Annotated in this window: 21 protein-coding genes; 11 read left to right on the forward strand and 10 right to left on the reverse strand. The window is 28.8% G+C overall.

The genetic code is table 11. The annotated features are described in order from the left end of the window. The first annotated feature begins 1 nt into the window (after position 1). The 6 genes from H9I45_RS10285 to H9I45_RS10310 all read left to right on the forward strand — a co-directional run bounded on the left by H9I45_RS10285 (position 2) and on the right by H9I45_RS10310 (position 5,262). Complete coding sequence (locus tag H9I45_RS10285; RefSeq protein ID WP_088352413.1) at positions 2–1,192, forward strand: DUF1501 domain-containing protein; 1,191 nt, start codon at positions 2–4, stop codon at positions 1,190–1,192. Positions 1,193–1,198: 6 nt separating this feature from the next. After that, positions 1,199–1,615, forward strand: a complete 417-nt coding sequence (locus tag H9I45_RS10290) for a hypothetical protein (RefSeq protein WP_088352414.1) — start codon at positions 1,199–1,201, stop codon at positions 1,613–1,615. A gap of 81 nt (positions 1,616–1,696) precedes the next feature. Continuing rightward, positions 1,697–2,674: an aldose 1-epimerase family protein gene (locus tag H9I45_RS10295; protein ID WP_088352415.1), complete on the forward strand. Its 978-nt coding sequence runs from the start codon at positions 1,697–1,699 to the stop codon at positions 2,672–2,674. Between the two features lie 119 nt (positions 2,675–2,793). Then, a complete protein-coding gene (locus tag H9I45_RS10300; protein WP_088352416.1) occupies positions 2,794–3,393 on the forward strand; it encodes a DUF6624 domain-containing protein in 600 nt (199 codons plus the stop codon). A gap of 131 nt (positions 3,394–3,524) precedes the next feature. Beyond that, positions 3,525–4,289, forward strand: a complete 765-nt coding sequence (locus H9I45_RS10305) for a GDSL-type esterase/lipase family protein (RefSeq protein WP_088352417.1) — start codon at positions 3,525–3,527, stop codon at positions 4,287–4,289. Between the two features lie 136 nt (positions 4,290–4,425). Next, complete coding sequence (locus H9I45_RS10310) at positions 4,426–5,262, forward strand: sialate O-acetylesterase (RefSeq protein ID WP_088352418.1); 837 nt, start codon at positions 4,426–4,428, stop codon at positions 5,260–5,262. Here H9I45_RS10310 and H9I45_RS10315 read toward each other — a convergent pair. The 6 genes from H9I45_RS10315 to H9I45_RS10340 all read right to left on the reverse strand — a co-directional run bounded on the left by H9I45_RS10315 (position 5,259) and on the right by H9I45_RS10340 (position 10,080). Next, a complete protein-coding gene (locus tag H9I45_RS10315) occupies positions 5,259–6,401 on the reverse strand; it encodes an ATP-binding protein (protein ID WP_088352419.1) in 1,143 nt (380 codons plus the stop codon). The two genes, H9I45_RS10310 and H9I45_RS10315, sit on opposite strands and share 4 nt — an antisense overlap. A 1-nt stretch (position 6,402) precedes the next feature. After that, positions 6,403–7,038, reverse strand: a complete 636-nt coding sequence (locus H9I45_RS10320; RefSeq protein ID WP_228454858.1) for an HD domain-containing protein — start codon at positions 7,036–7,038, stop codon at positions 6,403–6,405. 1 nt (position 7,039) lies between these two features. After that, positions 7,040–7,795: an SDR family NAD(P)-dependent oxidoreductase gene (locus H9I45_RS10325; protein WP_088352420.1), complete on the reverse strand. Its 756-nt coding sequence runs from the start codon at positions 7,793–7,795 to the stop codon at positions 7,040–7,042. A 181-nt stretch (positions 7,796–7,976) separates the two neighbouring features. Further along, positions 7,977–8,903 carry a hypothetical protein gene (locus H9I45_RS10330; protein WP_088352421.1) on the reverse strand — a complete coding sequence of 309 codons (927 nt, stop codon included), beginning with the start codon at positions 8,901–8,903 and terminating at the stop codon, positions 7,977–7,979. A 102-nt stretch (positions 8,904–9,005) separates the two neighbouring features. After that, positions 9,006–9,485: a hypothetical protein gene (locus H9I45_RS10335; protein ID WP_088352422.1), complete on the reverse strand. Its 480-nt coding sequence runs from the start codon at positions 9,483–9,485 to the stop codon at positions 9,006–9,008. Between the two features lie 259 nt (positions 9,486–9,744). Then, a complete protein-coding gene (locus tag H9I45_RS10340) occupies positions 9,745–10,080 on the reverse strand; it encodes a single-stranded DNA-binding protein (RefSeq protein ID WP_088352423.1) in 336 nt (111 codons plus the stop codon). 182 nt (positions 10,081–10,262) lie between these two features. Between H9I45_RS10340 and H9I45_RS10345 the strand changes: the two genes are divergently transcribed. Beyond that, entirely contained in the window at positions 10,263–10,616 is a 354-nt protein-coding gene (locus H9I45_RS10345) for a hypothetical protein (protein ID WP_088352424.1), read from the forward strand. An 11-nt stretch (positions 10,617–10,627) separates the two neighbouring features. Next, positions 10,628–11,020 carry a hypothetical protein gene (locus H9I45_RS10350; RefSeq protein ID WP_088352425.1) on the forward strand — a complete coding sequence of 131 codons (393 nt, stop codon included), beginning with the start codon at positions 10,628–10,630 and terminating at the stop codon, positions 11,018–11,020. A gap of 1 nt (position 11,021) precedes the next feature. Here the strand turns inward: H9I45_RS10350 and H9I45_RS10355 are convergent, their stop codons facing one another. Then, a complete protein-coding gene (locus tag H9I45_RS10355) occupies positions 11,022–11,489 on the reverse strand; it encodes a CBS domain-containing protein (protein ID WP_088352426.1) in 468 nt (155 codons plus the stop codon). A gap of 106 nt (positions 11,490–11,595) precedes the next feature. Here H9I45_RS10355 and H9I45_RS10360 point away from each other — a divergent pair, with 106 nt between their 5' ends. The 3 genes from H9I45_RS10360 (at position 11,596) to H9I45_RS10370 (ending at position 16,156) form a co-directional block, all read left to right on the forward strand. Beyond that, positions 11,596–13,893 (forward strand): M20/M25/M40 family metallo-hydrolase, encoded by a 2,298-nt coding sequence (locus tag H9I45_RS10360; RefSeq protein WP_088352427.1) that lies wholly within the window; start codon positions 11,596–11,598, stop codon positions 13,891–13,893. Between the two features lie 91 nt (positions 13,894–13,984). Beyond that, the gene (locus H9I45_RS10365) at positions 13,985–14,923 is read left to right on the forward strand and encodes an ABC transporter ATP-binding protein (RefSeq protein ID WP_088352428.1); all 939 of its coding nucleotides are present in this window, start codon (positions 13,985–13,987) and stop codon (positions 14,921–14,923) included. 33 nt (positions 14,924–14,956) lie between these two features. Continuing rightward, on the forward strand, positions 14,957–16,156 hold the full coding sequence (locus H9I45_RS10370) for a BaiN/RdsA family NAD(P)/FAD-dependent oxidoreductase (RefSeq protein WP_088352429.1): 1,200 nt from the start codon (positions 14,957–14,959) through the stop codon (positions 16,154–16,156). On the opposite strand, the gene H9I45_RS10375 is transcribed toward H9I45_RS10370, so the two are convergent. The 3 genes from H9I45_RS10375 to H9I45_RS10385 are packed head-to-tail and all read right to left on the reverse strand — an operon-like array spanning position 16,143 to position 17,398. Continuing rightward, positions 16,143–16,592, reverse strand: coding sequence for a GreA/GreB family elongation factor (locus H9I45_RS10375; RefSeq protein ID WP_176397507.1), 450 nt, complete (start codon positions 16,590–16,592; stop codon positions 16,143–16,145). The two genes, H9I45_RS10370 and H9I45_RS10375, sit on opposite strands and share 14 nt — an antisense overlap. 1 nt (position 16,593) lies before the next feature. Continuing rightward, the gene (locus H9I45_RS10380; protein ID WP_088352431.1) at positions 16,594–17,154 is read right to left on the reverse strand and encodes a 4'-phosphopantetheinyl transferase family protein; all 561 of its coding nucleotides are present in this window, start codon (positions 17,152–17,154) and stop codon (positions 16,594–16,596) included. Then, a complete protein-coding gene (locus H9I45_RS10385) occupies positions 17,147–17,398 on the reverse strand; it encodes an acyl carrier protein (RefSeq protein ID WP_088352826.1) in 252 nt (83 codons plus the stop codon). The genes H9I45_RS10380 and H9I45_RS10385 overlap by 8 nt, the downstream gene beginning before the upstream one ends.

The following is a 17,398-nucleotide window of genomic DNA, read 5'->3' on the forward strand; positions in this document are numbered from 1 at the left end:
TATGAAACGTAGAGATTTTTTAAAACAGACTTCTTTTGCCTCTGGAATGTTTTTTGTTCCGCAATTTTTAAAAGCTTTTGAACAACAACTTCCAAAGACTTTTAGTCATAAAAAAGTGGTTATTATTCAGTTAAAAGGTGGTAATGATGGTTTAAATACAGTTGTGCCTTTTGGGAACGATTTGTATCATCAACAAAGAAAAAATATTGCTTTAAAAGAAAGTGATGTTTTAAAAATCTCTGATGAAGTTGGTTTGCACAAAAGCCTAAAATCTTTGCAGAATTTATACAATAAAGGGTTTGTAAGTATTATAAATAATGTTGGGTATCCAAACCCAAATTTATCGCATTTTAGGTCTACAGATATTTGGCAAACAGCCAGCGATAGTAATGAATATTTGCAAAATGGTTGGGTGGGTCGTTATTTAGATGTTACAAAATCTTCTTCTGTAAAAGCAATTGAAGTAGACGAATCTTTGTCTTTATTACTAAAAGGAAAAACGCAAAATGGTTTGGCAGTTACAGACTCTAAAACGTTGTTCAATTCACTTCGTGAACCGTTTTTTAAAAATGTAATTCATCATAATTCAGATGCGCATTTAAGTGAACATAATTTGGGGTATTTGTACAATACTTTAATTGATGCAAAATCGTCTTCGAAGTATATTTTCGAGAAGACAAAAACGAAATCTGCTTCTAACAATTATCCTAAAAACTTGTTTGGAAAACAGTTAAAAACCATTTCTCAGTTTATAAATTCTGGTTTAGAAACTCAAGTTTATTATGCAGGTTTAACTGGTTTTGATACGCATGCAAATCAGCCAAATACGCAAGCAAGATTGTTACAAACCTATGCAGAAAGTATGGAGGTTTTTGTAGAAGATTTGCAAAAAAATAACAATTTCGAAGATGTTCTAATTCTTACTTTTTCTGAATTTGGAAGGCGTGTAAAACAAAACGAATCTCAAGGAACAGACCATGGAACTGCGAATAATGTTTTTGTAATTGGTAAAAATTTAAAGAAACAAGGTTTGTATAATAATTTGCCAAATTTAGGTGATTTAGATGCAAATGGAAATTTAAAATACGAAATAGATTTTAGAGAAATCTATGCTACAATTTTAGACAAGTGGTTGCAAGTGGATGATAAAGCAATTTTGAATAAATCGTTTTCTAAATTGAGTTTTGTTTAATTTTTTATGAATCATAAAACGCTAAACTTTCAAAATAAAATAATAAATAAACCAAAACTACTTTTTTTAATTGATGCTTTTGGTGCACTTATTACTGCATTTTTTTTGTCTGTTGTTTTGGTAGAATTAAATGTTTATTTTGGAACACCAACTGATATTTTATACATTTTAGGAGCGATTGCATTCTTATTATTTTGCTATTCTATAAGTTGTTCTTTCTTTGTAAAAACGAATTGGAAACCATTTTTAAGAGGTATTATAATTGCAAATACCTTTTATATTTTTCTTTCTTTAGTATTGCTTTTTACTTACTTTAAAACAATAACTTCTTTGGCTATTATTTACTTTACTTTAGAATTTATTATTATTTCTTACCTTATTTATCTTGAATATAAGGTGTTTTTGAAAATAGACAAAGCATAAATTATTTATAAAATATTAAATTTTAAGAGCAATTTAGAATTTCATTTTTAACTACTTTAGCAATTCAATCATTATTTATTTATGAAAAAAATTCCCTTAATACTTTTATTTTTTATTGCTTTTTCGAGTTGTAAAAATTCAGAAAAAACAAAAAAAACTGACATTTCAAAAATTGAAAAGAAAGAAATGTACACCATTTCTAACGATTCTTTAACGGTTTCTGTAAAGTCTTTTGGTGCTGAATTAACAAGTATTAAAAAAGCATCGAAGGAATATCTTTGGCAAGGTAATCCTGAGTTTTGGAAACATCAATCGCCTACTTTATTTCCTATTGTTGGTCGATTGGTAGATCATGAATTCACCCATAAAGATTCTTTGTATAAAATGAATTTTCATGGTTTTGCGTGGAAAAGTGAATTCAATTTGATTAAAAAAACTGCAACAAGCCTTACTTTTGAATTGCTTCCTTCAGAAAATTCCAGAAAACAATATCCTTTTGAATTCAAACTACAAATCGAATATGTACTTAATGGAAATAGTTTAGACTTAAATTATTATGTAAAAAATCCTGCTGAAAAAAAAGATTTATATTTTTCAATTGGTGGGCATCCAGCTTTTAATATTCCTATAAAAACTGGACAACAAAGAGATGAATATCAGCTTATTTTTGATACCAATGCAATGCCAACTTCCAGAGATAAAGAAAGTGGATTGTTTGTAGATACTTATACTCAGTTTTTCGATAAAGGTGGCGTTTTACAAATTAAAGACAGCACTTTTATTGAAGGTGCTTTGGTGTTTAATCCGAATCCGTTTTCGAAAGCAACATTGGTTCACGAGCCTACAAAAGAGGAATTTTTTACGATTCATTTTAAAGATTTCCCATATGTAGGTATTTGGTCTCAAAAAGACCCAAAAACACCATTTATTGCGATTGAACCTTGGTTTGGAGTTGCAGACGACATTCATCATAATAAAGAATTTACACAAAAAGAAGGAATCCAAATTTTGAAACCTAAAGAGGTGTTTCGTGCTGGTTTTTCTGTGGAGATTTATTAGAATTCCTAAACTTGACTTTCTTAAAAAAAATCGCTAAATTCGTTTAACTACTGATATAAAACATTGAAACTTTCCATATCATTATTGTTATGGGTAAGTTGAACACAACAATTAGCAGAATGAATTACAACGAAATTGCAGAAAAAATAATCGAACTGAAAAATGCTGATTTGGAATTTCGTGAAAAGCTAATTGAAAGTGGAAAACTTGGTGAAGGCTACAATAAAGAAATGGCTAAAATTCACAACAAAAATGCCAAAACTCTAAATGAAATAATAAACAAAATAGGTTATCCAACGCTTGACAAAGTTGGCAAAGATGCAAATGAAGCGGCTTGGTTGATTATTCAACATTCTATCGGGCAACCTAAATTTATGAAGAAATCGGCAGAAATGCTTAAAAAAGCTGTTCAAGAAAACAAAGCTGACCCAATTAGTCTTGCATATTTGGCTGACCGAATATCTGTGTTTGAAGATAAACCCCAACTCTATGGAACTCAATTTGATTGGGACATTAATGGAGAAATGAATCCTAATCAAGTTGATGATATAGAAAAAGTAAATCAACGTAGAAAAAATCTTGGGTTCAATTCAATTAAAGAGCAAATTGAGATTATGCAAGAAAGAGTAAGAAAAGAAAATCAAATACCGCCAAAGGATTTTGAAAAAAGAAAAAAAGAATCCTACAAATGGAGAAAATCTGTTGGTTGGATAAAATAAAAAATGCCCCTAACAGCGTGTATAATTAATGGCTGGTTCTCGCCTACTTACAAAAATCCTCGCGGACTTTCTTTTCGATTTTTATTTGCTAAATTAGGTACTTAAAAATCCATCTAAATCACAAAAAGATTATGCATAAATTATTACTTTCTACTTTACTAATCTTTATGTTTTTTGGATGCAAAAATAAAGAAAACGATACTAAAATAACCACCAAAAATATTGTTGAAGTTTCAAAAAACTTAGCTTCATTGGAAGTTAAAAAAGAAGAAGAATGGTGGCTAAAAAGACACCAAACAATATTAAGTAGATTAAATCCAGATTCCGAATTGATACTTATTGGAAATTCAATTCTTCATTCTTTAGATAATAAAGACCGAGAAGAAGTTTGGGATAAATACCTTGATTCCTACAAAACAATAAATATGGGAATTTCTGGTGACAGGACAGAAAATGTAATTTGGAGACTTAAAAACGGCTCTCTTGAAAACATAAACCCAAAAGTAGCAGTTCTATTAATTGGTACGAATAATACAGATGGCAACCACTATCTTACGATAAGTACGCCTGAAGAATTAGCTGAAGGCATAAAAAAAATATGTACTATCATAAATGAAAAACTACCAAACACAAAAATTCTTTTAATGGGAATTTTACCTTATGGCTATAAACCAAATCATAGAGATAATATAAACAAGGCTACAAATAAAATTATTTCGAAATTTCCAGAAAAGAATTCACTGATCCATTATGTAGATATTGGCCCTATTTTTTATAACGAAAAAGGAATGGCTAGAAGAGATTTAATGCCAGATTTTCTGCATCCGAATAAAGAAGGTCATTTAGAAATGTTTAAGGCTCTTGAAGATAAAATTAATGAATTGATGGTTAAATAAAATATATGCTAATCTGATTATTTATATGCTTGGTCAATAAAAAAACTGTAAATTCGAAGCTTTAAATCAGTATAAAATTTACTAATTATTTTAGATATTTGGGTTTGATAATAGGAAGATAATAAGCTTGCACAAAATGAAAAAACTACTTTTTATATTAATATTTCTACTAATTACCTCTTGTAAAATCACGAGAAATGTAGAAAAATCAAGTAAAGATCTAAGAACTATAAATTTCCCTAAAAAAGAGATTAAAGTTTCAAAATCTTTAGACAAAGAAAATATTTGGGTTTATATTATGGCAGGACAATCTAATATGGCTGGCCGAGGTTTTGTAGAACCAAAAGACACTATAAGTAATACCAGAATTCTTACGATAAATTCTAAAAATGAAATAATTTACGCCAAAGAACCTTTACATTTTTATGAACCTTCTGGAACTGGACTAGATTTAGGAATGTCTTTCGCAAAAGAAATAATTACAAGAATTCCAGATTCTATTTCAATTTTAATGATTCCGACAGCTGTTGGTGGAAGCTCGATTGAGCAATGGATAGAAAATAAAAAGCATAGAAATATTAAACTTCTTGATAATTTTAAAAATAAAGTAGAAGTCGCAAAAACTTATGGCATAATTAAAGGTGTATTATGGCATCAAGGAGAAAGTGACACAAATAATCAAATATTAATTGATAATTATGGTAAAAACCTTTATTCACTATTCGCTAAATTTAGACAATTTGCAGGTAATGAAGAACTACCCATTATAGTTGGAGAATTAGGAAGCTATTCTACTAATAAAGAAAATTGGAGAAAACTGAATGAAAAAATAATTAATTATGTAAAAACAGACCCTAATGTGAAAGTAGTTAAAACATCTGATTTAACTGACAAAGGAGATAAACTGCATTTTGATTCAAAAAGCATTAGAATTTTAGGAAAAAGATATGCAAAACAAATTATAAAGCACTAATTATACTGCACTTTTCGAATAATACGCATCGCTTCTTTATAATTAATATAAGTTGTTTTATCTTCTAAATCTCGAATGTAATTCTTTGCTTTTTTCAAATGTTCTGCAACATCTAAAAAACCGTGTAAATAGCAAATTAAATAATTGGTTGGCAATCGTAAAACATCTATATATTCAGTTTTAGAAAGTGGTTTATTTTCTTCTATTTTTTTTACAATAGTATTGCAATTATTATAGATATGATTTATAATTTCTACATCAAATTTTGGAGGTTCAAATAAAAATTCTTTTACAATATCGTGTTTGCCATTGTTCTTAAAATTGATAATTGTTTTTTCTAAAGGATAGTATTTTTCCTGTTTTTCTAAACCTAAATAAATGTATTCAGTAACAATAAAAGAATTGTTATTATAAATAATTTGAACATCATCTAAAGCAGAAAAAAAGAGTTTTACTTGCTCGTTTATCAGCTCTATATCTACTCTAGAGAAAAATTCTTCATTATTAATAATTTTACTTTTCCCTGCCCAACACAACACAAATTGCTCGTTAAAAACTTTGTATTGTGGGTTGTATTCTGGCTTGTGATTGTTCATAAAATCGAACACGCCATTTAACGTCTGTTCTAAATTATTACTTGCATTTTTTTCAATGGCATCTACAATTTCTTTGTTGGTATTTCTAAGCTCGAAATTATCTCCTAAAAATGGCATGGAATTACTACCTCTTCTGTAAAAAATGGTGTTTTTCTTATATTTCCAAGCGTTTTTTAAAAGTGATGTTATTTTATTATTCGGATAAATAGTAACCAAACCAACTACTTTATGTCTTGGCAAACGTGGAAAAGGCACATTTTCATATTCAATTTTTGGTGGGTTTTTTAAATAGGCATTTACCAAATTCTGAATTTTAGAATCATCGAAAAAATCGACACCCAGAATTTTATTTTCTTCGTCTTCTACACCAATTACAATAAAAGAATTGTTATTTGGGTTGGAATTAGAAAGCGCGCACACATGTTTTAAAAACTTGGCTTTTCCTATTTTAGAATCGAATGATAAGAGTTGCTTTTTATCATAAAAACTATTCTCATCATTATGAGAAAGTAGGTTTTTGATAAGCAAGCGTTTATTTATCATTTTAATTGTAAAGATTTAATTCTCTTTGTAAATTTTCTCTTGCTTGTTCTTCAAATAAATTTTTATATTTCTCCGTAAAATACAACTTCTCTCTGTCTAAGAATCCTTGTAAAACTTTCTTTCTTGCTGGTCTGTATAAAAAGTTAGGAAACATTTTATATTCCTTTCTTATCTTTTGTGTATAGGTTTGGTAAACTTCCCAATCTTGGCCAAAAATCGCCAGATCGAAATCTAACAAATAAGCGTTATCTAAATCTCCTTTTACAAGTATTTTATGTTTTTTTGTGGATAGAATTAATTTAGAAATTTTGTCTTTTTTCAATTCTTTAAGATTGAAATTTTTAAGTTTTTTTAGAGCATATTTTGCGCTCCTTTTTTCGTTTCTTTTAGATCTCGATTTATAAATAATATCATGAAACCAAATAGCGAAAAGTAACTCATCAAAATCATTTATTAACTCTTCGTTTTCTTTGGCTAGATTTAGCATAAATTCGATATGATTCAAATTATGATAATGTCTATTTCTTTCTGAATAACGTTTCTTTATTTTTCTACCAACTGCATTCAATAAAGTAAAATCCTGACAATACTTTTGCCCTAATTCTAACCAATTTTTATGTAAGTTTATGGTATTCATTCTATGAATTTTTATTCATTATTGTAGCACTTGCTTGTGCTGTTGGGTACACTACCAAATCTTCGATATTTACGTGATATGGCCTTGTAACTACAAAGTGAATAATATCTGCAATGTCTTCAGCCTGCAAGGCTTTATAGCCAGCATAAACCGATTTTGCTTTCTCTGTATCTCCCTTAAAACGAACTTCCGAAAACTCTGTTTCTACAGCTCCAGGATGAATTGCAGAAACACGAATGTTATGTTTATTCAAATCGATTCTCATACCTTTATTTAAAGCGTCAACTGCATGTTTAGATGCACAATATACATTTCCATTAGGATAGACTTCTTTTGCAGCAATAGAACCAATATTTACAATAAAACCACTATTTCTTTCTGTCATTTGTGGAATTATGGCCTTGGAAACGTATAATAATCCTTTTACATTAATATCCATCATTGCATCCCAATCGTCTATATTTCCATCTTGTATGGTGGACAAACCATGTGCGTTTCCAGCATTATTTATTAGAATATCTATTTGTTGAAAATCTTTTGGAAGCGATTTTATAGCTTTTTCAACTTCATTTCTTTTAGAAACATCGAATTGTAAAGTTGTTACTTGGGTAAGTTTACTTAATACTATTTGAAGTTCTTGTAAACGATCTGCTCTTCTTCCACAAAGAATTAAACGAATGTTATTTTTCGCAAAAATTTCTGCGGTTGCTTTTCCAATTCCAGAAGTTGCGCCTGTAATAAATGCTGTTAATTTCATTTTTACTTTCTAAATTAATTATCTTTAAAAGTAAATAAATGAATCTATAGAAATGGATATTTCTCTTTAGAATTTTCGTTAAATTATAAACAAAGAAAAAACCGCCCTCCTCAGAGCGGTTTTCCTTTCGATTGATTATCGAGAGATAATCAACCAAAAATCAACTAACCAAACTTTATTTTTAATTCTTTTTAATCTTTGTTTTTCTTTCTATTTTAGTACGTTTTCTGTTGTTATTCCTTACAGAAGGTTTTGCTTTTTTAGCAGATTTTGTACTCTTTAAATATTGTACAAATCCTCTTCCAGAAAAGTCGTAAGTCGTTTCAGAATCTACGTTATACAATCGTACTTTTCCATCATTTATAACGCTTAACTCGAACTCTTCTATATCTCCACCATCATAATTAAGTGTTAAAATCTTTAGGTCTTCATAACCTATTACATCGAACACTTCATACCCACCAACGTAACTCCAATTTATATTTGCAATTTGCGTGCCAAAGTTATCTTGTGAGCTATAAAATGTGGTATTATTTTCTGGTGTGAATTGTAAGAAATTTTCATCATCAAAAGCATTAGGAACTCCACCATTTGTTGCTACTTTTTCCCAAGCTTCATATTCTTGTAAGAAATATTCGATATTCTCATAGAATAATTTATCATAATCAAAAGTATTTGTTTGATATCCTATTAAATAATAAGTTACGTTTTGTCTAAAATTATACAATCTTATTTCGTTGTTTGAAGTAACTGTAACTTCGAAATCGTTTCTTCCATCTAAATCGTGGTTCGTTTCTAACAAACCCGAAAAAGCATTATAGGTTCCAACATCTATTCCTAAACCATTTCCAGTGATTCCAATATCTGCAATATTGTTATTTGCATATAATGTTCCATTTAAAAATGATAAGGTAAATGCTTTAGATACATAAGGAATGTCTCCATTACCAATTGTTCTATGATAATCTACGTACCATAAATCGTAGCCAGAAACGACTTCTTCTAGAGAGATTTGGTTGTCTCTAAAGTCGTCTTCAAATACTGTGGTACATGAGCTTAATAATGCTCCTGTGATTATAATTGTAAAAAGTAGTTTTAAAGATTTCATAAGCTTTCGTTTTATGGTTATGCTTATGAATATTCAAATTACGTGCCAAAAATAAAACCGCTAAAGATTTAGCGGTTTATATATTGATTATCAGATATATAACTATTGTTGTTTTGCTGAAGGAAAAAAGGTAGGTTGTGTTTTTTTGATGTCTTTTATCATGTAATAATGCACTTTGTCTCCTTTTTTATAAGTTAAAACAGCTTCGTTTTCTTTTAAATCGAATTTCGTATTTTCTATATTAGGAGGCGTATTTTTTAATTCTTTTGTAGGATCTGCATCTAAAATAAGATCTCTTTTTTCTTTTGTTGAAGTACTAAAATGACCAATTAAAATGGTTTTATCTCCGTCTTTAGAAACTTCTACTTTCGTTTCTTTTTGCTGAAAAAATAGTGATTCAAACTCAATTTCTGATGCATTTGAAATATGTATTTCTAATTTTGTTCCACTTACTCCTGGTTGCCCACCTTTCCAGTTATTATAAACTGCTTTTTCTATTTTAAAAGAAGGATTTTTAACAAATTTACTGCTTCCACATTGAGAGAAGCCTAGTATAATTGCAAATATGGATACTATTTTCATGATTTTCATTTTACTGTATTTTTTCTAATATGTTCAAATGTAATGCCAAGGTAAACTTTTATTTGTTTTTATTAAAAAATACTTCTTTTGATTTATTTGAAATTCTATTGAGAAATAGTTTAATTGAAAAGAAGTTAGCAATAAAATCTATTTTAAAAAAAGAGAAGCTCTTAGAAGTTTTAAGTTAATTTTTATGCCTTTAAGCTAAAAAACCCTCCATTTCTGGTGGGTTCTTATTCTTTTTAAAAATTAAGTTTATTTATTTACTTCCCAACATTAAAATTTCGTTACAAACAACTTCTGTAACATAACGTTTGTTCCCTTCTTTATCGTCGTAACTTCTTGTGGTTAATTTCCCTTCGACTGCAACTTCACTTCCTTTGTCTAAATATTTCTCGATAATTTCTGCGGTTTTGTTCCATGCAACCACATTGTGCCATTGCGTATCTGTAATTTTCTCTCCTTGAGAATTTTTATAACTCTCGTTTGTAGCGATAGAAAATTTTGCTAATTTCTTTCCACTTTCTAAAGCGATAATTTCTGGTGTGTTTCCTAAATTTCCAATTAACTGTACTTTGTTTCTTAACGTATTCATAAGATAAGGTTTTACGCACTTTTTTTATTTTTAAGTGCTTGTTTATATTTTGTAATTGTCAATCTGTTTGACGTTGCAAAGTTGCGACACGATTACAGTTTTATTCGGTTGCAAAACAATTACTTTCGGTTGTAATTATTTGTAGTCGTTTGTAAACGGATAATTTATCGTATATTTATCGAATGGAAACCAAAGAATGTTTAGAATGTAAAGAACCTGTAAAAGGTAGAGTAGATAAGAAATTCTGTTCCGATTATTGTAGAAATGCCTATAATAATCGTGTAAATAAAGACAGTAAAAACCTCATTAGAAACATTAATAATCGTCTAAGAAAAAATTATAAAATTTTATCCGATTTAAACGTTTCTGGAAAAACAAAGGTTACCAGAACTAAATTATATGACAAAGGTTTCGATTTTCAGTTTTTTACTTCTATCTATAAAACCAAAACAGGAAATACCTATTTTTATATTTATGATGAAGGATATTTGGCTTTAGATAACGAAATGTTTTTGTTGATTAAAAGAGATGCTTAAACTTAAGAACTATGAAAATAAATTATCACAAAAAATTTACGAGAACAAACCTAATTATTGGTTTATTTTGGACACTCTTTGCTTTTGTATCTGTTTTCTTTTTAAATGAAAATCCGAAATGGCATAACTATACTTGGCTTGCATTTGGAGCAGTTTATTTAGGAATGTATTTTTATTATACCAAAAATAGTTACTTAGTTCTAAAAGATGGCTTTTTAAAACAAAATTGGCCATTTGGTAAAAAGATTTTAATTATTGAAATCACAAAAATTAAATATTTTGCTGGAGACTATATCATAGAAACCCGCAATAAAAAAATTACGATTAATGGCAATTTGGCCGATAAAAACTCTCTTGATAAATTAAATGAAGAGTTAAAAAAAAGTAATTTGAAACTTTACTAAACTACAACCAAGTATTTCCATCTACTTTAATCGCTGCTTTTAAAACATCTTTCTGACTTAATTGCCCAATTAATTTTCCGTTTTCGACAACAGGAAATCTACGTCTGTGAGAACTAATAAACTTAAATGCTGCATCAAAAACATTCATATCTTTATCAATCGTATCTACGTCTGTAACCATATATTTTCCAACAGTATTGTTGATGTCAGTTGGCATATTATAATACTTACTTTCAGAAATATGTTTAATACAATCTGTTTCAGAAATAATACCAATTAATTCGTTTTTATCGTTTACAACAGGTCCACCAGAAATTTTATGGGTAATTAATTGTTCGATTACATGATCCAAAGAATCTTCCGCTTTAAAAGTTATTAAATTGGTAGTCATATAATCTGAGACTAAAATTTGCGATGCCTCTTTTGCTTGGCTTGTATCTCTTTTTCCTTGAAAACTCTTAATTCCCATAATAGTATGTTTTTTGGTTGAACGAAAGTTAGCAAATTTTCTGTTTCATTTTACTTTTTATTGAAGTTTTTTTTATTTCTTACTTTTATAGAAACTAAACTACCTAATGAAAAGATTTTCTACCATTGTTTCTGTTCTTATTATTTTGGGGGTTATTTATTGGAGTTTTTCTGATGCAAAACCTTCTCTAGAAAGCCATACAACAAATGTTGAAACGGATTTTTCTATCGATAATGCCCTTCAACATTTAAAAAATATTAGTAAAAAAGCACATTTTGTTGGAACTGAAGAACATAAAGAAGTTCAAAATTATATTAAAAATGAACTTACCAAATTAGGTTTAGAAACAGAAATTCAAACACAAACTGCCATAAATACAAAATGGTTTGCGGCTACAACTACCGAGAATATTATTGCACGTATTAAAGGTTCTGGAAATGGAAAAGCGTTAATGCTTTTAACTCATTACGATTCTAACCCACATTCTTCTTTGGGTGCAAGTGATGCAGGTTCTGGAGTGGTAACTATTTTAGAAGGAATAAGAGCTTTTTTAGCGAAAAACCAAACTCCAAAAAACGATATTATTATTTTAATTTCGGATGCTGAAGAATTGGGTTTATTAGGAGCACAAGCTTTTGTAGACGAACATCAATGGACAAAAGATGTTGGTTTGGTTTTAAATTTTGAAGCCAGAGGAAGTGGAGGTCCTTCTTATATGTTAATGGAAACGAATGGAAAAAACAGTAAATTACTATCGGAATTCATATCTGCAAAACCAAATTATCCTGCAACCAATTCGTTAATGTATTCCATTTATAAAGAATTACCAAACGATACAGATTTAACTGTTTTTAGAGAAGGAGCAAATATAAATGGATTCAATTTTGCGTTTATTGGCGATCATTTCGATTATCATACAGCACAAGATTCTTACGAACGTTTAGACAGAGAAACGCTCTTACACCAAGCAGATTATTTTACAACCACTTTAAATTATTTTTCAAATTCTAATTTAACAAACTTAAATTCTGATGAAGATTTCGTCTACGTAAATTTTCCGTTTATAAAATTATTGAACTATCCTTTTTCGTGGGTTTTTCCAATGTTAATAATTGCTTTACTGTTATTTATAATCTTATTATTTTTCGGGTTTTCGTTGAATAAAATATCAGTAAAAGGCGTTCTTAAAGGTTTTGTTCCCTTTTTAGTTTCATTAATTTTGTGTGGTGGAATTTCTTTTGGGCTGTGGAAATTATTATTGTTAATTCATCCACATTATGCTGATATTTTACACGGATTCACTTATAATGGTTACACATATATTCTTGCCTTTGTATTCTTAAATTTATGGTTGCTTTTCACGATTTATAAAAAAACTTCAAAAGAAGAAAAAACAACTAACTTATTAATTGCACCAATTTTTATTTGGTTCATCATCAATTTTATAATCAATAGTTATTTAAAAGGAGCTGGTTTTTTTATAATTCCTGTTTTTTCTGGATTGTTAATTTTATCAATCTCCATTTTCTTAGATTTAGAAGACAAATCGAAACGTATTTTATTTACTATTTTATCCATACCAACCATTTATATTTTTGCGCCTTTAGTAAAAATGTTTCCTGTTGGCTTGGGTTTAAAAATACTATTTGTAAGTGCTGTTTTTATAGTGTTGGTTTTTGGTTTGATGGTTCTTACATTTCATCAAAAAAAATCGTTTTGGACACAAAAATGGTCTGGAATTTTAGCCATTTTATTTTTCGGAATTGCAACTTACAATAGTGGTTTTTCTATTGATAATAAGAAACCTAATAGTTTGGTTTACATCCAAAATTCAGATGCTAAAACTGCTTATTTTGGAACCTATAACAACACTTTAGATAGTTATACTGAACAAATTTTTAAAGACGATTTCGTTAAAGGCGGAATAGAAAACGCAGAAACCAAAAGTAAATATAACACTCGTTTTAAATTTCATAAAAAAACAACTTTTAAAAATATTTCAAGTGCAGAAATAAGTATAGAAATAGACACTATTATTGGCGCAAAACGATTTTTAGAGTTGGCAGTTATTCCTAATAGAAAAATTAATAAAATAGAATTTCTTACCAAAAATGCGCTTAAAATTCAGCAGTTTAAAGTGAATGATGTTTTGGTAAATAATGGGAAATCTTATGAAGTTAAAAACGGTACTTTTCTAATTTATCATTTAGGAAATGAAGACGAAGAAGTTGTACTTTCTTTTGCTATAAAAGCAACTGAAAAATTAGATTTAGTTATCAATGAGATTTCTAACGATTTACTCAGCAATGAAAACTTCAATATAAAACCACGAACAGAAGAAATGATGCCAATGCCTTTTGTGACCAATGATGCGATTATTATTACCAAAAAATTGAAACTGTAAGTGTTTCTTTGTGTAAAATGTTTGGTTGAACATTTCCTAAAAAAAGTATCTCAATTTCTAAAATTGATTTTCTAAAAGCTATTTTTGCAATATGCTAAAAGTCCAAAATATTTCTTTCAGTTATTCCAAGAAAAAACCTGTTTTAAGTGACTTCAATTTCACTTTAAATGAAGGAGAACATTTATGTATTATGGGCGAAAGTGGTTGTGGAAAATCGACACTTTTAAAAGCAATTTATGGTTTATTAGATGTGCAAAAAGGGACTATTTTTTGGAAAGAAAATCAGGTTTTAGGTCCAAAAGAACATTTGGTTCCAGGAATGGATTTCTTTAAGTATGTAGCGCAAGATTTCGATTTAATGCCTTTTATTTCTGTATCTGAAAACATTAAAAAACACCTGTCTCGTTTTTATCCTGAAGAAAGCGAAAAACGAACACAAGAATTATTGGAAGTCATAGAAATGAAAGCTTTTGAAAACACGAAAGTCAAAAATTTAAGTGGCGGACAAAAACAACGTGTGGCAATTGCAAGAGCGCTCGCAAAAGAGCCTGAATTATTATTGTTAGATGAACCTTTTGGACAAATAGATAACTTCAAAAAAAACTCTTTAAGGAGGCGTTTATTCGCTTATTTAAAAGAGAATAATATTGCCTGTATTGTTGCAACTCACGATAAAAATGATGCACTTTCATTTGCGGATAAACTAATTGTAATTCAGCATCAAAAAATAATTGCCAACGATTCTCCAAAAGATATTTACAACTACCCAAAAGAGAAATATGTTGCATCTTTATTTGACGATGTAAATGAAATATTAATTGATGGAAAAACTGTTTTGTTATATCCTCATCAAATAAAGATAGTAGAAAACTCTAATGAAAAAGCAACTATAAAAAACTCGTATTTTAAAGGTCCTTTTTGGTTATTGGAAGCTGAATTTAAGAATCAGAAAGTATTTTTTAATCATCAAACCAATCTCGAAGGAAACACTCAAATAAACCTTTTATTTGATGTTAATTTATCAAAATAAAAAACTTCCTAAAAGAAAGCTTATTTTTAAAGTATGAAAAAAAAAGTATCGATTATTGGAGGTGGATCTTCAGCACTTTTTGTTGCTTCTTTTTTAGACACTAAAAAGTTCGATGTTACTATTTACGAGAAAAATAAAACCTTAGGAAGAAAGTTTTTAGTAGCAGGAAAAGGTGGATTTAACTTAACACATTCAGAAAATATTACTGATTTTATTGAACGTTACACACCTTCTGAATTTCTAAAAAAAGCCTTATTAAATTTCGATAATAATCATTTTAAAGATTGGCTTGAAGAAATAGGAATTGAAACTTATATAGGCAGTAGTAAACGAATTTATCCAGAAAAAGGCATCAAACCCATTGAAGTTTTAAATGCGATTATTTCTACTTTAGAAAAGAAAAATGTTGCCATAAAATACAACCACACTTGGTTGGGTTTTAATGCTGAAAATGAATTGCTGTTTAATAAAAATCAAATTGTAAATTCAGATTATACCATTTTTGCTTTGGGTGGAGGAAGCTGGAAAGTAACAGGATCTGATGGAACTTGGTTAGATGTTTTCAGAAATAAAGGTGTTTCAACAACACCTTTTCAAGTTTCTAATTGTGCTTTTGGTATTAATTGGAATTCGGAATTCATCAAAAATTTTGAAGGAAATCCTTTAAAAAATATTGCTATTACTTGTGATAATAAAAAACAGAAAGGCGAAGCTGTAATTACAAAATTCGGACTCGAAGGAAACGCAATTTATGGATTAAGTCCGCAAATTAGAGAGGCATTAGAATCCAATAAAAAAGCGCAAATTTATATCGATTTAAAACCAACTTTTACTTTAGATATTCTTACACAAAAAGTAAAACAATCTACTTATAAAAACACGACTCAAGTTCTAAAAAAGGAGCTAAAACTAAGTGAAGTCCAAATTGGATTATTAAAAAATTATCTCACAAAAGAGGCCTTTTTAAATGAAGATTTATTGATAAAAAACATCAAAAACTTTCCTTTAGAAATTACAGAAACCGCTAATTTAGATGAAGCAATTTCTACAGTTGGTGGAATTTCTTTAAATGCAGTTGATCATAATTTCGAGCTTAAAAATTTACAAAACCACTTTTGTATTGGAGAAATGTTAGATTGGGATGCTCCAACTGGTGGTTATTTATTGCAGGCTTGTGCAAGTATGGGTGTTTTGCTTGCAAAAAATCTAAATGAAAAAATTACTGAATTTTAAGAATTTTTATTGAATTTCCATTAAAATTAAAACTTTCATTTTCTTGTTTTCCTAACAACAGTTTTCCAATCGGAGAAGAAACAGAAATCGCAAAAAAATCTTTATCGAAAGCTGTTAGCTTGCCTGTGGAAATTGATAGAAAATAATTGGCTTTTTCTGTAAAAATAATACTTCCTAAATGTACATTTTTAGATTGTTTGGAAACATCAATTCTATTTAAAATTTCTTTCATTTGAGAAATTCCTGCCAATTGCTGGCCCGCTTTTTCCATTTCTAACTGTAACATTGCTCTACCTGTTTCGTGTTTGTCGCCAGCAGAACTTTTCGTTTCCGATTGCAATGCTTTCTGGTTAGAAGAAATTACCTCTTCTACATTCTGTAAACGTTTGTTCACAAACGCTTCACATTGCTTAAAAAGTTCTTCTTTTAAATTCATTCTATAAAGTAAATGCAAAAGCTCCGTAATTTCCATGATGAGAAATTGAGCATGATTTTGTTAGTTTTTGTTCTTTATGATAATATATTGGAGCACCAATTGTAGTTTTTCTTTTTTCTATTTCTTCTGATGGAATTCCGGTTTTTTCAGCAAGTTTTAGCTTAATGTCATTATCAACATTTTTTGATGAACCAATACTTGAAAATATTTCTATTTTTTCTTGATGACTCTTTGCAATTGTATGAATATAAGATGTATTAATAACTGTTGTTGTATAAAATTTTAAATCTTCAAAAATTACAAATCCTTCATTTTTGGAAGTTATAGAACATTCAAATTTTTTAGGCGCAAAAAAACGTTTTTCAACTTGTTGAGTAAAGCATTTATAAGCAGATTCTTTCATGGACCAAAATTGCCAAACTTGTAAAAAAGAATCACTGGCATTTAAAATAATCTCTTGTTCTTTTTTTGTGAATTGCTTTTCTAAAAACCCTTTTCGTTGCCAATTACTTTCGGTTTTAGCGAATTTTAAATCCACAATATCGTTACCAATATTAGGCATTCATTTTTTCTTGAATAATTGCTACAGTTGCTTTTACAGACAACATTTTCTCCATAGAATCGTTGTCTATTTCTATCTTAAATTCGTCTTCTACATCTAAAATAATATCTACCAAATTTGCAGAATTTATTTCTAAATCTTTGATGAAATCTGTTTCTTCAGACATGTTTTTAAAACCTTCTTCATTCTGAACATAAGGTTTTACAATTGTAGTTAGTTTACTTATTATTTCTTCTTTAGTCAT

It is taken from the genome of Polaribacter haliotis, from assembly GCF_014784055.1.
Taxonomy (GTDB): Bacteria; Bacteroidota; Bacteroidia; order Flavobacteriales; family Flavobacteriaceae; genus Polaribacter; species Polaribacter haliotis.

What these genes read in the sequence shown, in the direction of transcription:
- H9I45_RS10285 (WP_088352413.1), top strand. Translation starts at nt 2, where the DNA reads ATGAAACGTAGAGATTTTTTAAAACAGACTTCTTTTGCCTCTGGAATG.
- H9I45_RS10290 (WP_088352414.1), top strand. Translation starts at nt 1,199, where the DNA reads ATGAATCATAAAACGCTAAACTTTCAAAATAAAATAATAAATAAACCA.
- H9I45_RS10295 (WP_088352415.1), top strand. Translation starts at nt 1,697, where the DNA reads ATGAAAAAAATTCCCTTAATACTTTTATTTTTTATTGCTTTTTCGAGT.
- H9I45_RS10300 (WP_088352416.1), top strand. Translation starts at nt 2,794, where the DNA reads ATGAATTACAACGAAATTGCAGAAAAAATAATCGAACTGAAAAATGCT.
- H9I45_RS10305 (WP_088352417.1), top strand. Translation starts at nt 3,525, where the DNA reads ATGCATAAATTATTACTTTCTACTTTACTAATCTTTATGTTTTTTGGA.
- H9I45_RS10310 (WP_088352418.1), top strand. Translation starts at nt 4,426, where the DNA reads ATGAAAAAACTACTTTTTATATTAATATTTCTACTAATTACCTCTTGT.
- H9I45_RS10315 (WP_088352419.1), bottom strand. Translation starts at nt 6,401, where the DNA reads ATGATAAATAAACGCTTGCTTATCAAAAACCTACTTTCTCATAATGAT.
- H9I45_RS10320 (WP_228454858.1), bottom strand. Translation starts at nt 7,038, where the DNA reads ATGAATACCATAAACTTACATAAAAATTGGTTAGAATTAGGGCAAAAG.
- H9I45_RS10325 (WP_088352420.1), bottom strand. Translation starts at nt 7,795, where the DNA reads ATGAAATTAACAGCATTTATTACAGGCGCAACTTCTGGAATTGGAAAA.
- H9I45_RS10330 (WP_088352421.1), bottom strand. Translation starts at nt 8,903, where the DNA reads ATGAAATCTTTAAAACTACTTTTTACAATTATAATCACAGGAGCATTA.
- H9I45_RS10335 (WP_088352422.1), bottom strand. Translation starts at nt 9,485, where the DNA reads ATGAAAATAGTATCCATATTTGCAATTATACTAGGCTTCTCTCAATGT.
- H9I45_RS10340 (WP_088352423.1), bottom strand. Translation starts at nt 10,080, where the DNA reads ATGAATACGTTAAGAAACAAAGTACAGTTAATTGGAAATTTAGGAAAC.
- H9I45_RS10345 (WP_088352424.1), top strand. Translation starts at nt 10,263, where the DNA reads ATGGAAACCAAAGAATGTTTAGAATGTAAAGAACCTGTAAAAGGTAGA.
- H9I45_RS10350 (WP_088352425.1), top strand. Translation starts at nt 10,628, where the DNA reads ATGAAAATAAATTATCACAAAAAATTTACGAGAACAAACCTAATTATT.
- H9I45_RS10355 (WP_088352426.1), bottom strand. Translation starts at nt 11,489, where the DNA reads ATGGGAATTAAGAGTTTTCAAGGAAAAAGAGATACAAGCCAAGCAAAA.
- H9I45_RS10360 (WP_088352427.1), top strand. Translation starts at nt 11,596, where the DNA reads ATGAAAAGATTTTCTACCATTGTTTCTGTTCTTATTATTTTGGGGGTT.
- H9I45_RS10365 (WP_088352428.1), top strand. Translation starts at nt 13,985, where the DNA reads ATGCTAAAAGTCCAAAATATTTCTTTCAGTTATTCCAAGAAAAAACCT.
- H9I45_RS10370 (WP_088352429.1), top strand. Translation starts at nt 14,957, where the DNA reads ATGAAAAAAAAAGTATCGATTATTGGAGGTGGATCTTCAGCACTTTTT.
- H9I45_RS10375 (WP_176397507.1), bottom strand. Translation starts at nt 16,592, where the DNA reads ATGAATTTAAAAGAAGAACTTTTTAAGCAATGTGAAGCGTTTGTGAAC.
- H9I45_RS10380 (WP_088352431.1), bottom strand. Translation starts at nt 17,154, where the DNA reads ATGCCTAATATTGGTAACGATATTGTGGATTTAAAATTCGCTAAAACC.
- H9I45_RS10385 (WP_088352826.1), bottom strand. Translation starts at nt 17,398, where the DNA reads ATGACTAAAGAAGAAATAATAAGTAAACTAACTACAATTGTAAAACCT.